Below are 15,237 nucleotides of genomic sequence, written 5' to 3'. Positions count from 1 at the left end.
CTTGTTTTCCCCTTTGATTATTTTGATTGTTGTTCAACGATCCATTTCTAAGCTGAGACGAACAACCTGCCTCAGCGCTCAACCTGCCGTTTTTTTACATTCAGCAATATTTTTAAAGAAGCCAGACAAAAAACTTCTTGGTAAACCTGAAAGTGTTGATAAACGGCCATCAGTTGATGACAGGTTGGTTAGTCTAGCGGTTGATGATGTAGTTATCCACATTGTCGTGGTGTTTTTTTAGCGAACCGATCTTGCATTAAAGTTTATGTTTTTCAGTTGCTTAAATTGAAATAGCCGGGATGAGTTGTACACAAAAAAACCGGGTATTTATGCATACTTTTTAACCAGTAATTGTGGAAAAGCTGTGCAAAGATTGTGTGGATGCAGTGGGTTTGCTGTCAATTGAGCAAAAAACAAACAACGGATTGATGCATAGCCTCTTTCTTAATTTCAGATAACCTGGCGAGTGAAAAAATTGACCGGTAAATGGGGCTGACCAACGGTAATTACCGGCACTCTACTTTCCTATACAGAAACTGGAAAATATTCGCCCCAGCAGATCGTCTGTGGTGAACTCACCTGTGATCTTACCGAGTGCCTGTTGGGCTTGACGCAAATCTTCTGCCAACAGTTCCCCGGCTGCTAAGTCCAACAATTGTCGCTGGCCGTTTTCAAGAAACTCCCTTGCTTGTTCCAGCGCCTGTATATGGCGACGACGGGCCGTAAAGCTGCCTTCTCCAGCACCTGAATAGCCCATGCAATCTTTCAGGTGGCTGGTAAGATTTACGATACCTGTATTTTGCTTTGCCGACAGGCGAATTACCGGGTGACCATGATCTTCACTTACTTCGGTTCCAATGCCGGAGATATCAACCTTATTCAGTACAAAGGTGATGTTGTCCCGCTCCGGATATTTGGCAAAAAACTCTGGCCAGTTGGCCCTGGGGTCGAGTGAGTAATCGCGATTACTGTCGATAACAAACAGAATTCGGTCGGCGCTGTCGATCTCGTGCCAGGCACGGCGAATTCCTTCCTGCTCTACCACATCAGCACTGTCTCGCAAGCCAGCGGTATCAATAATATGCAGCGGCATACCGTCGAGGTGAATACGCTCGCGCAGCACATCTCGTGTGGTTCCTTCGATATCAGTGACGATGGCGCTCTCCCGGCCAGAAAGGGCATTGAGCAAGCTGGATTTTCCGGCATTGGGCTTGCCGGCAATCACTACTGTCATGCCTTCCTGAATCAAAGCTCCCTGACGGGCTTCGGCAAAAATGGTCGCCAGTTGATCCAGCAGTGCCTGCAAATCGGTGGCCACTTTGGAATCGGCGAGGAAGTCGATCTCCTCCTCGGGAAAGTCGATAGCGGCTTCCACATAGATACGCAATTGGATCAGCGCTTCGGTAAGATCGGCAATACGGCGGGAAAACTCTCCTTGCAGGGAGCGCAGTGCACAGCGCGCCGCCTGCTCGGAAGAAGCATCAATCAGGTCGGCAATGGCTTCGGCCTGAGCCAGATCGAGTTTGTCATTTAAAAATGCACGCTCTGAAAACTCACCGGGTCGAGCCATACGAACTTTCAGATCCACCAGCCGACGCAACAAGGTATCTAGAATTACTGGTCCGCCGTGGCCTTGTAGCTCCAGTACATCTTCACCGGTAAAGGAGTTGGGCCCCGGGAAAAACAGTGCCACCCCTTCATCAATCACCTCTTCATTTACCCCTTTGAAGCGGGCAAAAGTGGCCAAACGAGCCTGCGGTACTTTGCCAATCATCAGGTCGGCAATCTCTCGAGTGCGTGGACCGCTGATACGAATAATGCCCACGCCACCACGACCGGGAGCTGTGGCAACGGCGGCGATGGTGTCGGTATCGATGGTTGTGATTTGGTCAGTCATGGCAGTGATTGATTACCTATCCGTTCTGTTCGATAGGTCGGACGTCTGAGGTCGGACGTCTGACGCCTGTTTCCCGTTGGTCGACTAAAGCAACCATTGTATGTCGGATGTTGAACTGAAAAAAACAAAAGGCGGCCTAAGCCGCCTTTTTTACGTCCGACGTCAGTCGTCTGACGTCCGACCTCTTATTAAACCCCAAGCTTGCGGTTTACCAGCCAGCTTTGGAAGATCGAGAAAATGTTGTTCACTGTCCAGTAAAGAACCAGGCCAGCCGGGAACCACATAAACATAAAGGTGAAGATAACCGGCATCAGTTTCATGGCGGTCGCCATGCTCGCCTCGGTGGGCTGTGGATTGAGCTTCTGCTGCAGCCACATGGTCAGCCCCATGATCAGCGGCAAAACGAACATCGGATCTTTAACCGACAGATCAGAGATCCACAGCCAGTCAGCGTGACGCAGCTCAACCGACTCAAACAACATGTAGTAAAGACCAATAAAGATTGGCATCGGCAGCAGCATCGGCAGACAGCCGCCCATCGGATTGACCTTGTGCTTTTTGTACAGGCCCATCATCTCCTGCGACATACGCTGGCGGTCATTGCCGTAAAGCTCTTTCAGGCGCTGCATTTCCGGCTGGATCTTGCGCATACCAGCCATAGAGCGAGCACTTTTGGCAAACAATGGATAGAGCGGAATACGCACGCAGAGGGTCAGCAGCAGAATTGCCCAACCCCAGTTACCCACAAGGTTGTGCATCCAGGTCAACAGTGCAAACAGAGGTTGCGACACCCACCAGGCCCACCCGTAATCAATGGTCAGACCGAGGTGCTCGGCGATTTCTTCCAACTGATCCTGGTCTTTGGGACCTGCGTAAAAACTTGTTCTCAACTCACCCTGTTGGCCGGCAGCAATTGTTTGCGCAGGACCTAAATAGCCAAACAGATACTCGTCTCGATTACCCAGTTTGCGCAGACTGTATTTATTCTCTTCCTCTTTCGGGGGAACCCAGGCACTGAGGAAGTAGTGCTGCATAACAGCAACCCAACCGCCCGTTTTCTTCTCTTCAACCTTGCCGTCAGTCAGGTCTTCAAAACTGACTTTTTTGTAGCGCTCTTCATCTGTCGTTATGGCACCACCAACAAATGGCTGCATGCCAAATCCGGCATCCGTCGCCGGGCGAGAGCTGTCACGCTTGATTTGGCCGTAGAGATTACCCTTCCACTCATTGGCGCTGCGGTTATCAACCAGATATGTGACATCTACCAGGTAATCGCCAGGTTTAAAGGTGAATCGCTTGGTGATATTTACTTCACCCTGCTGGTAATGAAGGTCAACTAACAACTCTTCACTGTCCATCTGGTAGCTGCTCATGGCGGTGCTGAACAATGGACGATTACCGCTCTGGTCAGTGCCATTAGCACCTACCAGGCCACTTTGGGCAATGTAGGTATGGCCCGCAGTCTGGTTGAGCAGTATCAGAGGTTGCTTACCTTCCAGTTCGGTCAGGTATTTTGGAAGAGCGACTTTGACGATGTCACCGCCACGGGGGTTGATGAGTACATCCAGAACATCAGTCTTTACCGAGATCAACTGTGTAGATGCTGGCTGTTGAACATCTTCACCGGACTGCTCGCTGGCGACTTGGGGAATCTCATCATCGGCAATGGCAACCTCGCTATCCACAGGTACTTGCGGGGTTTCTTCCACCACGGTGCGAGTATCAACCACCGGCTTGTGCTGCTCCTCAAACTTGTTCCACTCCTGGAACAGCATAACCACTACGACCATCAGGCCGCCCAATAATAAATAGCGTTGCCAATCCATTTTCAGTTCTCAGTGTTAGTAGTGTGTTTGGCGGCGGCGGTCTGGTTTTGGGTGTAGATAGGTGATCCTGAGTTTTTTACATCAGGCACCGGATCAAAACCGCCATCGTGAAAGGGGTGACATTTTAGAAGACGACGCACCGTTAGATAACCCCCTCGAAGCACTCCGTGTCGATTTATTGCCTCCAGTGCATATTCTGAGCAACTCGGATAAAAACGACACCTTGCACCGGTCAACGGACTGATAAAGCGCTGATACCCGCGAATCGGGGTTGTGATCAGCTTTTTACACACGTCGAGTGCTCCGCAATCGGGTCTTTGGCCAGTTTTTTTGCCAACCTTTTAAAGCTCTCTGTCATCAGACTGTTGAGTGCGGCTTTATCGAGATCGGCAATGCCACGTCTGGCCATACAGATAATATCGACTCCAGCCAGTTTCTCCTGATTAAGGCGAAACGATTCCCGCGCAGCCCGTTTGAAACGGTTGCGGGAGACAGCAAAGCGGACATTTTTTTTGGCGACAACCAGCCCCAGACGGGGATGATCAAGGGAGTTGGGGGTTGCCAGGAGCAGCAAGTGAGCGTGGCCAACTTTATAGCGGGTTCCATCAAAGACATTCTGGAACTGGCTAGCGTTGAGCAGACGCTTGCTTCGAGAGAAGTCAGATCTGCTCAACGTTGGCTCGGGCACTGTGCCGCCCCGACAGGAATTGCTTGGTCTGCGGCGTGAATTACGCAGCCAGACGCTTACGGCCTTTGGCACGGCGACGGTTCAAAACCAGACGACCGTTTTTGGTAGCCATACGTGCGCGGAAACCGTGGGTGCGCTTGCGCTTCAGAACGCTCGGCTGAAATGTTCTTTTCATGACTCTATTCCGTTGTAACTAAACTGTGTTTTAAACCGGTTCCAGTAGTCGCTTTCATATCAGCAGTTTCTGGCCTTGGCTCAGAATCACTGCGGCGATCCACCGTGGAAAGGGCGGCGATTTTATACAAAAGGTCGGGCTATAGCAATCCCTTCCACTATTTTCTCTTATCCAGATGAGTTTTTGTCTTCTCATCAACGGCCAAGAGCCGAAAACGGGCAGATTTTAACAAGTCTTCCTTCTTTATATACACAATTGGGGGCATGCTGTTTAAAACCTATGACGTTTGCTGGGGATATAGCTGTGTATAAATGTGGATAAAAATGGTCGATCTGTCACGCTGTGGATAACCACCTATTTCCTCCACAGCCAAACACAAGCTTATTTGCGGGTTTCTTAGTGTTTATCCGTACGGTTATCATTGCTATAACCACCTGAATAATATAGTTTTTTTTAGGTTATCAACAGAATTTCGCGTCACTATATATAAACATCACTATAAAAAACCTCTATATACATAAGAGATATATAAAACATATCTACTTATTTACCTTTCAAACGAAAAAAACAAAAAAAACGTATAATCGCCGGTTCGATGAATCAGGGTCTGCCACACTGACAGCTCCTGAATGACAAATTTTTGAGGAATCGACAAATGCAGTACCCGGGTCAATTTGATGTGATCGTGGTTGGCGGCGGCCATGCCGGCACCGAAGCGTGCCTTGCAGCCGCACGCATGGGCTGCAAGACCCTGTTGCTGACTCACAACATAGAAACTCTTGGGCAAATGTCCTGTAACCCGGCCATTGGTGGAATCGGCAAGAGCCACCTGGTGAAAGAGGTCGATGCTCTCGGTGGTGCCATGGCTATGGCCACTGACAAAGGTGGGATCCAGTTTCGTGTCCTGAACGCACGCAAGGGGCCTGCGGTTCGTGCTACCCGTGCACAAGCTGACCGTGCGCTCTACAAAGCGGCAATTCGAGAAATTCTTGAGAACCAGCCAAACCTTTGGATTTTCCAGCAGGCGGTAGATGACCTGATTCTTGAAGGTGATAGAGTCGTGGGTGCTAAAACCCAGATGGGCTTGTCGTTTTACGGCAAAACCGTAGTGTTGACCGCCGGTACTTTTCTGGGGGGACAGATTCACATAGGTTTGCAGAATTACTCCGGCGGCCGCGCCGGTGACCCACCGGCTATTTCGCTGGCACAGAGACTTCGCGAGTTACCGTTTCGGGTTGAACGCCTGAAAACCGGTACCCCGCCACGCATCGATGCCCGCAGTGTCGACTTTTCGGTGATGCAGGAACAGTGGGGAGACACCCCGACACCAGTGATGTCCTACCTGGGGTCCGTGGATCAACACCCGCAACAGCTGTGCTGTTACATAACCCACACCAATGAGCAGACGCACGATGTGATTCGTGGTGGTCTGGATCGCTCACCCATGTACAGCGGTGTGATTGAAGGGATCGGCCCTCGCTACTGCCCTTCTATCGAAGACAAAATCGTTCGTTTTGCCGACAAAACCAGTCACCAGATTTTTGTCGAGCCGGAAGGACTGAATACTCACGAGCTCTACCCCAACGGCATCTCTACCAGTCTGCCGTTTGATGTCCAGCTCAATCTGGTTCGCTCGATCAAAGGATTTGAAAACGCCCATATCACACGTCCGGGCTACGCGATTGAGTACGATTTCTTTGATCCGCGGGATCTGAACTACTCGCTGGAAACCAAATTTATCAGCGGTCTCTACTTTGCCGGCCAGATCAACGGAACTACCGGCTACGAAGAGGCTGCGGCGCAAGGTTTGCTGGCCGGAACCAATGCCGCACTGGCCGCTCAGGGCAAAGATCCTTGGTGCCCGCGTCGCGACGAAGCCTACATCGGGGTCCTTGTGGACGACCTGATTACCCTCGGTACCAGCGAGCCATACCGCATGTTTACCAGCCGCGCAGAATATCGCCTGCTGCTGCGTGAGGATAACGCCGATCTGCGTCTCACCGAAAAAGGCCGTGAACTGGGCCTGGTGGACGATCACCGCTGGCAAAGCTTCAATGAAAAACGCGAAGCAATTGCCACCGAACAGCAACGCCTGAAAACCACCTGGGTTCAGCCCAACTCGACTCAGGCCGAGCAGCTGAAAGAAAAACTGAGCAGCCCATTGACTCGTGAGTACAGCCTGCATGATCTGGTGAAGCGCCCGGAGTTGAGTTACGAAGATATCGCCGCACTTGACGACAGTGTTCAACTGGACTCGCAGGTGGCCGAGCAGGTGGAGATCGACGCCAAGTACGCCGGTTACATTGATCGCCAACAGGAAGATATCGACCGGCTGCGCGCCCAGGAGAACACGAAAATTCCGGAAGACTTCGATTACGAGGCGGTCAAAGGCCTCTCGAATGAAGTGAAGCAAAAACTCAGCGACGCCCGCCCGGACACTCTTGGCCGCGCCGTTCGTATACCCGGCGTAACCCCGGCGGCGGCATCGCTACTGCTGGTGTACCTGAAAAAACACAGCGCCAAAAGACGCTCGGCGTAACACACTGGTCGTCATCCCCACGAACGCGGGGATCCATCCCTGACGCAATGGTGGATTACCGTTTTCACGGAAATGACGGTAGCTGGTAAGGCGCGTAACTGAACAGAGAGACGAAAGATGAGAGATGTGAGACGAAGTACTAAGCCGGTTCTTCGTCTCACATCTCTCGTCTCTCATCTCCCAAAAAGAATTGGAAAACAGTTTTGGAAAACCACCCTCTTAATCAAAAACTGCGGCGCGGACTCGACGAGCTAAACCTGTCACTTACCGACAGCCAGATCGCCCTGCTGCTGGCCTACCTGGACGAGCTCAACCGCTGGAACAAAGCCTACAACCTGACCGCGATTCGCGACCCCGAGCAGATGCTCTACCTGCACATTCTCGACAGCCTGGCCATTTTGCCGCTGCTGGAAGGCGAGCATTTTGTGGATGTTGGCACCGGCCCAGGCATTCCCGGAATTCCTTTGGCCATCGCATGTCCGGAGCGTAGTTTTCAGCTGATCGACAGCAACGGCAAGAAAATGCGTTTCGTATTCCAGACCCGGCTCAAACTGAAACTGGATAACGTGATTGAGAAACAGATTCGTGTTGAACAGTTTGATCCAGACGCCGAAAACCGTCCCGGTGGCTATTGCGGCGTAATCAGTCGCGCTTTTACCAGCGTGCCGGATATGCTGGAGAAATGCGACCATCTGCCGAGAAAAGGCGGCCGTTTTTACGCCATGAAAGGCAAAGAGCCAAAAGATGAGTTGAGCACTCTGGCAAAAAAATATAAGGTCGTCGCTTCGCACCCGTTAATCGTGCCCGGCATTGATGCCGAGCGGCACCTGATCGAAATTGTCCACACCGAGGGCTAATTGCGTGAGTCGTATATTCGCGATCGTTAATCAAAAAGGTGGGGTTGGCAAAACCACCACCAGCGTAAACCTTGCTGCATCCCTCGCCAGTTATGGCAAGCGGGTGTTGATGGTGGATATGGATGCCCAGGGCAATGCCACCATGGGGTGTGGAATCGACAAACGCGAACTCGAGCTTTCCGTTCTCGACGTGCTGACCGGTGATGCCGAATTCGGTGAGGTGCTGCAGCGCTGTGAGTCGGGCAAGTTTGATGTGCTTCCAGCCAATAGCGACCTGACCGCTGCCGAAGTAGAGCTGCTCAGCGTGTCCGGCAAAGAGAGCCGAATGCGCTACGCTCTTGCCCGGGTTAAGGCAAACTACGATTACGTGATTATCGACTGCCCGCCAGCGCTGAGTATGCTGACGGTTAACGCACTGGTCGCCAGCGATGGTGTGATTATTCCCATGCAGTGCGAGTACTACGCCCTCGAAGGGTTGTCTGCGTTGATGGAAACCATTGGCCAGATCAGCAAAGTGCTCAATCCAGGCCTGAAAGTGGAAGGCATTCTGCGCACCATGTACGACCCGCGCAACAGCTTGACCAATGAAGTGACCGCCCAGCTGCGCAAGCATTTTGGCGATCGTGTCTACAGGGTCAGCATTCCCCGCAATGTACGTCTGGCGGAAGCACCGAGTTACGGTGAACCGGCAATCTGCTACGACAAACATTCAAAAGGGTCATTGGCCTATATCGGCCTGGCCGGCGAAATCATTCGCCGCCACAAAACAGAACATCAAGCAAAAACCGAATTGGTCGAGGCGTAACAGATTATGGCAAAACGAAAACTGGGACGTGGACTCGACGCCCTTCTCGGCAGTGCAACTGTTGAGGCAATGGTTGAAAGCGACGACGGCAAACTGGATATATCCAAACCTTCCGATGGCGATCAGCTGAAGCAGTTGCCTGTGGAGTTTCTGCAACGGGGTAAATACCAGCCGCGTCGCGATATGCATCCGGAAGCTCTTGAAGAGTTGGCCAACTCGATTCGCGCCCAAGGAATCATGCAGCCAATCGTGGTGCGCCCGGTTGCCGATAATCGCTACGAAATTATTGCCGGTGAGCGCCGCTGGCGCGCTGCCCAAATCGCCGAATTGGCGGAAGTCCCCACCCTGATCAAAAATGTTCCCGATGAAACCGCCATCGCCATGGCGCTGATCGAAAACATTCAGCGGGAAGACCTCAATGCCATCGAGGAAGCCCAGGCGCTGATTCGCCTGCAAAACGAGTTTGAATTGACCCAGCAGGAAGTGGCTACCGCTGTGGGTAAATCCCGCACCGCAGTGACCAACCTGATGCGCCTGATGACCCTGGAGGCAGAAGTGCGTCGTATGTTGGAGCACGGTGATCTGGAATTGGGCCACGCTAAAGTGCTGTTGGGGCTGACTGGTGGAAAACAGGTGGAAGCCGCCCGCACCGTAGTAGGCAAAGGCATGACAGTGCGTCAGACCGAAGCGCTGGTTAAACGAATTCTCCATGAAGCGGAGCACGGAAAAGCAAGCACAGCCAAGGTGAGCCCGGACATCAAACGCCTGGAAGACCAGATCTCCGAACAGGTTGGTGTACCGGTGATGCTGCAACATACCGCCAAGGGAAAGGGCAAGCTGGTTTTCAAATACAACAGCCTGGATGAACTGGACGGTATTATCAGCCACATAAAATAATTAGAAAAATTGCTGAGACAGGCGCAGTTAAGTTGAATAACAACCCCGTTGTTCCTATAATTGCGCCCGCTCAGACCCACCGTGCTAGTGGGCCTGGGCATTGTTGTGTTTGAGCGCTGGGCATTGGCGTAAGGTTTGAGTTGAGGAGCTGGCAGTTATGGCACGTATCGCGCCCCCGCCGGTTCATCGAATCGCCTGGTTCCAGTTGCTTATTCTGGCCCTGATCTCGGTAGCGTTACTACCGATTGAGCAGAGTCTGGCGGCTTCCGCAGCCGTGGGGGGATTGATTCAGATTATCCCGCAAGCCTGGTTTACCCGTCAGGCCTACCGCTATTCCGGCGCGCGCCAGATCCGGAATGTTGTAAATGCGATGTATCGAGGCGAGACAGGGAAAATTCTGCTGACCGCAGCCCTGTTTGCAGTTGTATTTAGAATGGCCGGCTGGATAAACCCGGTAGTATTTTTTTTGGCCTACGGCGCAATGATTTTGGTGCAACTGTTGAGTGCTTCGAAGCTGCTCAACGGGGCACGATAAAAGATTTTAAATCTATGAAAGTGCGAGAAAATTGATGGCAGGCGAAAATCCGACCACAGTAGAGTACATCCAACACCACTTGACTAACCTGGTCTATGGTAATCACCCGGAACACGGCTGGAGCTTTGCTCACAACGCCGAAGACGTAGCAGCAATGGGTTTTTCTGCGATCCATATTGACTCCATGTTGTGGTCAATTGGTCTCGGATTTATCTTTTTGATGCTCTTCCGCGCGGCAGCAAAACGGGCGACCACCGGTATTCCTGGTGGCCTTCAGAATGCTGTTGAGTGGAGTGTTGAGTTTATTAACGGTCTGGTGAAGGACACCTTCCATGGCCGTAACAAATTGGTTGCTCCATTGGCGTTAACCATTTTCATCTGGGTTTTCCTGATGAACCTGATGGACTTGATTCCTGTAGACCTGTTCCCTGCGCTTTTCTATGCGGCGGGCGTTCACTACCAGAAGATTGTTCCCTCTACCGACCCTAACATCACCTTGGGTATGGCGCTTGGGGTGTTTACCCTGATGATTTTCTATTCCATCAAGATCAAGGGATGGGGTTTCCTGAAAGAGTTGACCATGAACCCGTTCCACTCCGGCAAGTGGTGGTTGGACTTCACGATCTTCCTGCCAATCAACATCTTCATGGAAGTTGTTGGCTTGCTGGCTAAGCCTTTCTCTCTCGGTCTGCGTCTGTTCGGTAACATGTACGCCGGTGAGATGATCTTTATTCTGCTTGCTGTAATGGTTGGCGCTGGCTTTGGGGCAGGTGCCTTTGGCGGCGGCTTTGCAAGCATGTTTGGTGAGTCCTTTAACGCAGTTTACTGGAGCATTGTTCTGCTAGTTGTAATTGCAACCTGCTGGGCAAACCTGAAAGGAAAAATAACCACAGGCAAAACAATGTTGCTGTTGGTTACACAATTGGCGTTGGCTGGTGGTATGAGCTTGGTCAGCGGCGGTGCATTGCAGTGGGGATGGGCGGTATTCCACATCCTGGTTATCACACTGCAGGCATTTATCTTCACCGTGCTGACAGTTGTATATCTCAGCATGGCACATGAAGATCACTGATATTTAGAAACAACCTTTAACTTAAATTTTTAACTTTAAACTTTAGAAAACTAGGAGAAACACATGGAAATGGTCATCGTTGCAGCTGCAATCATGCTGGGTCTGGGCGCACTGGGTGCTGCTGTCGGTATGGGTCTGTTGGGCGGCAAGCTGATTGAAGGTACTGCCCGTCAACCAGAGCTGGGTCCAATGCTGCAAGGTAAAATGTTCCTGCTGGCTGGTCTGATCGACGCCCTGCCAATCATCGGTGTTGGTATCGCTATGTACCTGATCTTCGTTGTTGCTCCGAGCGTTGGCGCTTAATAGCCAAGCTTGATGGTAGTAACTCGAATTTCAAATCACCCAGCAAGAGGGTAATGGCGTGAATATTAATTATACGCTGTTCGGCCAAATGGCAGTTTTTACAATCTTCGTGTGGTTCTGCATGAAGACTGTTTGGCCGGCCATTATGAATGCTTTGGAAGAGCGCAAGAGGAAGATCGAAGCGGGGCTGGAAGCAGCTGACCGTGCCGGTCGTGATCTTGAACTGGCTCAAAACAAGGCGGCCGAGCAGATGAAAGAAGCCAAGCACGAAGCGGCTTCCCTTATCGAACAGGCCAACAAGCGGGCTAACCAGATCGTCGAAGAAGCGAAAGCGCAGGCTGTAGCTGAGGGCAATCGCCTGAAAGCAGCAGCGCAAGCTGAAATCGACCAAGAGATCAACCGCGCGAAAGAAGAGCTCCGTGGCAAGGTTGCTGCTCTGGCGATCCAGGGTGCCGAGAAGATTCTCGAAACCCAGATCGACGAGAACACCAACCGCGAGATGCTCGACAAACTGGCGGCCCAGCTCTAAGCGAGGTTTGACATGGCTGAACTGAGCACTCTGGCAAGGCCTTATGCTAAAGCGGCGTTTAAATACGCCGTCGATGCAAACGCTCTGCAAGACTGGTCGAAAATGCTGGCAACTGCTTCGGCAGTCGCCGGACAAGAAGTAGTGGAGCGTCTGTTGGCCTCCCCTACCCATACCGCGGCACAGCAAGCTGATGCGGTTGTGGAAATTTGCGGCGATACCCTGAATGATCAGGGCCGCAATTTTGTCCACACCCTGTCAGCAAACCGGCGTCTGCCACTGTTGGGCGAAATTGCCCAGCAGTTTGAGACGTTGAGAGCGGGCCTGGAAAAAACACTGACGGTTCAAGTGACCGCCGCTGGTGACGTAACCGCCGAGCAACAGCAGAAATTGGCCGACGCTTTGAAAGCGAAACTGGGCCACGAAGTGTCTCTGCAGGTTGATATCGACAAGAGCCTGCTGGGCGGCGCCGTAGTTCGCGCCGGAGACACAGTGCTCGACGGGTCTGTCCGTGGTCGTCTGGCGAAACTCGCCGAAGCGTTAAATTCCTAAGATCGAGGATCTGGAAATGCAGCAACTGAATCCATCCGAAATCAGTGACATCATCAAACAGCGCATCGAAAGCCTGGATGTTGCCACTGAAGCCCAGAACGAGGGCACTATTGTATCCGTCTCCGACGGTATCGTTCGCATCCACGGCCTGGCCGATGTGATGTACGGCGAAATGATTGAATTTGAAAACGGCAGCTACGGTATGGCGCTGAACCTGGAGCGCGACTCCGTAGGTGCGGTTGTACTGGGCGACTACCTGGGTCTGGCCGAAGGCCAGAAAGCCAAGTGCACCAGCCGTATTCTGGAAGTACCTGTTGGTCCTGCCCTGGAAGGTCGCGTTGTTGACGCCCTGGGTACACCAATCGACGGCAAAGGCCCGATCGAAGCTTCCCAAACTTCCCCTGTTGAGCGCATCGCACCTGGCGTAATTGACCGTCAGTCTGTTGATGAGCCTCTGCAGACCGGTATTAAAGCCGTAGACTCCATGATCCCCATCGGCCGTGGCCAGCGTGAGCTGATCATTGGTGACCGTCAGATCGGTAAGTCTGCTATCGCTATCGATACCATCATCAACCAGAAAGGCACTGGCATTAAGTGTGTATACGTTGCGATCGGACAAAAGCAGTCCACTATTGCCAACGTTGTGCGCAAGCTGGAAGAGCACGGCGCTATGGAGCACACTGTTGTTGTAGCTGCCGGTGCTGCTGATCCTGCTTCCATGCAGTTCCTGGCGCCATACGCCGGTTGTGCCATGGGTGAGTACTACCGCGACCGCGGTGAAGATGCCTTGATTATTTACGATGACCTGACCAAGCAAGCTTGGGGTTATCGTCAAATCTCCCTGCTGCTGAAGCGCCCACCGGGCCGTGAAGCATATCCGGGTGACGTTTTCTACTTGCACTCCCGTCTGCTGGAACGCGCTGCGCGCGTTAACGCCGACTACGTTGAGAAGTTCACCAACGGTGAAGTGAAAGGCAAAACCGGTTCCTTGACCGCCCTGCCAATCATTGAAACCCAGGCTGGTGACGTTTCCGCGTTCGTACCGACTAACGTGATCTCCATTACCGATGGTCAGATCTTCCTGGAAGCCGACATGTTCAACGCCGGTATTCGCCCTGCTATCAACGCTGGTATTTCGGTATCTCGCGTAGGTGGTGCAGCGCAGACCAAAGTGATCAAGAAGCTTGGCGGTGGTATCCGTATCGCACTGGCCCAGTACCGTGAACTGGCGGCATTCGCCCAGTTCGCCTCTGACCTGGATGACGCGACTCGCGCCCAGCTGGAGCACGGTCAGCGCGTTGTAGAGTTGATGAAGCAGAAGCAATTCTCTCCGCTGTCTATCGCTCAAACCGCGATCGCCCTGTATGCGGCGAACGAAGGTTACCTGAAAGAAGTTGAGGTAGCGAAGGTTGGCGATTTCGAAGCGGCTCTGCTGTCTTACATGAAGGCTGAGCATGCGGATCTGATGAAGCAGGTTGATGAAACCGGTGACTACAACAACGACATCCAGGCCGGCTTTAAAGCGGCTCTCGATAAGTTCGTCGCCACTCAATCCTGGTAAACACCGCATCGAGGGCCAGATGAAAATCTGGCCCTCTGATTGGTAACTTACATATTCAGGTAACGTTATGGCAGTCGGAAAAGAAGTCAAAACCAAAATCGCCAGTGTGCAGAGCACACAGAAAATCACCAGCGCTATGGAGCTGGTGGCGGCGAGTAAAATGCGTCGTGCCCAGGATCGTATGAAACTGGGTAAGCCGTACGCACAGCGTATTCGCGCCGTGATCGGCCACATCGCTAACGCAACCCCGGAGTACCGCCACCAGTATCTGGTTGAGCGCGAAATCAAGCGGGTTGGCTTTATTGTGGTGTCCTCTGATCGTGGATTGTGTGGTGGTCTGAACATTAATGTGTTCAAGCGCACTATCAAAGCGATGAAAGAGTGGACAGATCAAGGTATTGAAGTTGACCTGTGTGTGGTCGGTAACAAGGCCGCGTCATTTTTTGGCAGTCTGGGTGGCAATATCACTGCAGCGGTTAACGATCTGGGCGATGAGCCTGCGGCGGCTGACCTGCTGAGTAGTGTCAAGATCACCCTGGACGCGTTCGATGAAGGCAAAATTGATCGCCTGTTTATGGTGAGCAATGAATTCGTCAACACCATGACGCAAAAGCCTGAGGTCGCTCAACTGTTGCCGCTGAAGCCTACCGATGAGGAAGAGCTGAAGCACCACTGGGATTACCTCTACGAGCCAGACGCCAAAGACCTGCTCGATGGTCTACTGGTTCGCTACATTGAATCCCAGGTTTTCCAGGCGGTTGTTGAAAACAAGGCCTGTGAACAAGCGGCTCGCATGTTGGCGATGAAAAACGCCACCGACAACGCCGGCAACATGATTGATGAACTGCAATTGCTCTACAACAAAGCCCGTCAGGCAGCGATTACCCAAGAGCTGTCCGAGATTGTTGGCGGCGCTGCGGCGGTTTAATTTTCAGAGCAAACGGCTTTAACGCATTTACACAGAATTCTTGGTTCGGCTTCGGCCGGCAAGAAAAAGATTACTT

Annotated in this window: 16 protein-coding genes; 11 read left to right on the top strand and 5 right to left on the bottom strand. The window is 52.2% G+C overall.

The window, feature by feature from the left end:
- Positions 1–517: 517 nt before the first annotated feature.
- The 5 genes from mnmE to rpmH all read right to left on the bottom strand — a co-directional run bounded on the left by mnmE (position 518) and on the right by rpmH (position 4,586).
- Complete coding sequence (gene mnmE / locus QP938_13615; protein WIO74320.1) at positions 518–1,897, bottom strand: tRNA uridine-5-carboxymethylaminomethyl(34) synthesis GTPase MnmE; 1,380 nt, start codon at positions 1,895–1,897, stop codon at positions 518–520.
- 188 nt (positions 1,898–2,085) lie between these two features.
- Positions 2,086–3,723: a membrane protein insertase YidC gene (yidC, locus tag QP938_13610; GenBank protein ID WIO74319.1), complete on the bottom strand. Its 1,638-nt coding sequence runs from the start codon at positions 3,721–3,723 to the stop codon at positions 2,086–2,088.
- Positions 3,724–3,725: 2 nt separating this feature from the next.
- Complete coding sequence (yidD, locus tag QP938_13605; protein ID WIO74318.1) at positions 3,726–4,016, bottom strand: membrane protein insertion efficiency factor YidD; 291 nt, start codon at positions 4,014–4,016, stop codon at positions 3,726–3,728.
- Positions 4,001–4,396: a ribonuclease P protein component gene (gene rnpA / locus QP938_13600; protein ID WIO74317.1), complete on the bottom strand. Its 396-nt coding sequence runs from the start codon at positions 4,394–4,396 to the stop codon at positions 4,001–4,003. The genes yidD and rnpA overlap by 16 nt, the downstream gene beginning before the upstream one ends.
- 55 nt (positions 4,397–4,451) lie before the next feature.
- Positions 4,452–4,586, bottom strand: a complete 135-nt coding sequence (gene rpmH / locus QP938_13595; GenBank protein WIO74316.1) for a 50S ribosomal protein L34 — start codon at positions 4,584–4,586, stop codon at positions 4,452–4,454.
- A gap of 655 nt (positions 4,587–5,241) precedes the next feature.
- On the opposite strand from rpmH, the gene mnmG reads away from it, so the two are divergent.
- The 11 genes from mnmG to atpG all read left to right on the top strand — a co-directional run bounded on the left by mnmG (position 5,242) and on the right by atpG (position 15,161).
- Positions 5,242–7,125, top strand: coding sequence for a tRNA uridine-5-carboxymethylaminomethyl(34) synthesis enzyme MnmG (gene mnmG / locus QP938_13590; protein WIO74315.1), 1,884 nt, complete (start codon positions 5,242–5,244; stop codon positions 7,123–7,125).
- A 203-nt stretch (positions 7,126–7,328) separates the two neighbouring features.
- Positions 7,329–7,982, top strand: a complete 654-nt coding sequence (rsmG, locus tag QP938_13585) for a 16S rRNA (guanine(527)-N(7))-methyltransferase RsmG (GenBank protein ID WIO74314.1) — start codon at positions 7,329–7,331, stop codon at positions 7,980–7,982.
- A gap of 4 nt (positions 7,983–7,986) precedes the next feature.
- A complete protein-coding gene (locus tag QP938_13580) occupies positions 7,987–8,787 on the top strand; it encodes a ParA family protein (protein ID WIO74313.1) in 801 nt (266 codons plus the stop codon).
- Between the two features lie 6 nt (positions 8,788–8,793).
- Complete coding sequence (locus QP938_13575; protein ID WIO74312.1) at positions 8,794–9,684, top strand: ParB/RepB/Spo0J family partition protein; 891 nt, start codon at positions 8,794–8,796, stop codon at positions 9,682–9,684.
- A gap of 157 nt (positions 9,685–9,841) precedes the next feature.
- Entirely contained in the window at positions 9,842–10,219 is a 378-nt protein-coding gene (locus tag QP938_13570; GenBank protein ID WIO74311.1) for an ATP synthase subunit I, read from the top strand.
- Between the two features lie 34 nt (positions 10,220–10,253).
- The gene (gene atpB / locus QP938_13565; GenBank protein WIO74310.1) at positions 10,254–11,291 is read left to right on the top strand and encodes a F0F1 ATP synthase subunit A; all 1,038 of its coding nucleotides are present in this window, start codon (positions 10,254–10,256) and stop codon (positions 11,289–11,291) included.
- A gap of 63 nt (positions 11,292–11,354) precedes the next feature.
- Entirely contained in the window at positions 11,355–11,594 is a 240-nt protein-coding gene (gene atpE, locus QP938_13560; protein ID WIO74309.1) for a F0F1 ATP synthase subunit C, read from the top strand.
- 58 nt (positions 11,595–11,652) lie between these two features.
- The gene (locus tag QP938_13555) at positions 11,653–12,123 is read left to right on the top strand and encodes a F0F1 ATP synthase subunit B (GenBank protein ID WIO74308.1); all 471 of its coding nucleotides are present in this window, start codon (positions 11,653–11,655) and stop codon (positions 12,121–12,123) included.
- Positions 12,124–12,135: 12 nt separating this feature from the next.
- Entirely contained in the window at positions 12,136–12,672 is a 537-nt protein-coding gene (locus QP938_13550; GenBank protein WIO74307.1) for a F0F1 ATP synthase subunit delta, read from the top strand.
- 16 nt (positions 12,673–12,688) lie between these two features.
- Positions 12,689–14,233, top strand: a complete 1,545-nt coding sequence (gene atpA / locus QP938_13545) for a F0F1 ATP synthase subunit alpha (GenBank protein WIO74306.1) — start codon at positions 12,689–12,691, stop codon at positions 14,231–14,233.
- A gap of 67 nt (positions 14,234–14,300) precedes the next feature.
- Positions 14,301–15,161 (top strand): F0F1 ATP synthase subunit gamma, encoded by an 861-nt coding sequence (atpG, locus tag QP938_13540; GenBank protein WIO74305.1) that lies wholly within the window; start codon positions 14,301–14,303, stop codon positions 15,159–15,161.
- Positions 15,162–15,237: the final 76 nt, after the last annotated feature.

It is taken from the genome of Porticoccaceae bacterium LTM1 (assembly GCA_030252795.1).
In the GTDB taxonomy this organism is placed as follows: Bacteria; Pseudomonadota; Gammaproteobacteria; order Pseudomonadales; family Porticoccaceae; genus SCSIO-12696.
The sequence above is the reverse complement of the archived record's forward strand: the minus strand, read 5'-3'. Positions and strand labels throughout refer to the sequence as shown.

What these genes read in the sequence shown, in the direction of transcription:
- atpG (WIO74305.1), top strand. Translation starts at nt 14,301, where the DNA reads ATGGCAGTCGGAAAAGAAGTCAAAACCAAAATCGCCAGTGTGCAGAGC.
- QP938_13575 (WIO74312.1), top strand. Translation starts at nt 8,794, where the DNA reads ATGGCAAAACGAAAACTGGGACGTGGACTCGACGCCCTTCTCGGCAGT.
- atpA (WIO74306.1), top strand. Translation starts at nt 12,689, where the DNA reads ATGCAGCAACTGAATCCATCCGAAATCAGTGACATCATCAAACAGCGC.
- QP938_13570 (WIO74311.1), top strand. Translation starts at nt 9,842, where the DNA reads ATGGCACGTATCGCGCCCCCGCCGGTTCATCGAATCGCCTGGTTCCAG.
- QP938_13550 (WIO74307.1), top strand. Translation starts at nt 12,136, where the DNA reads ATGGCTGAACTGAGCACTCTGGCAAGGCCTTATGCTAAAGCGGCGTTT.
- mnmE (WIO74320.1), bottom strand. Translation starts at nt 1,897, where the DNA reads ATGACTGACCAAATCACAACCATCGATACCGACACCATCGCCGCCGTT.
- rpmH (WIO74316.1), bottom strand. Translation starts at nt 4,586, where the DNA reads ATGAAAAGAACATTTCAGCCGAGCGTTCTGAAGCGCAAGCGCACCCAC.
- yidC (WIO74319.1), bottom strand. Translation starts at nt 3,723, where the DNA reads ATGGATTGGCAACGCTATTTATTATTGGGCGGCCTGATGGTCGTAGTG.
- mnmG (WIO74315.1), top strand. Translation starts at nt 5,242, where the DNA reads ATGCAGTACCCGGGTCAATTTGATGTGATCGTGGTTGGCGGCGGCCAT.
- atpB (WIO74310.1), top strand. Translation starts at nt 10,254, where the DNA reads ATGGCAGGCGAAAATCCGACCACAGTAGAGTACATCCAACACCACTTG.
- atpE (WIO74309.1), top strand. Translation starts at nt 11,355, where the DNA reads ATGGAAATGGTCATCGTTGCAGCTGCAATCATGCTGGGTCTGGGCGCA.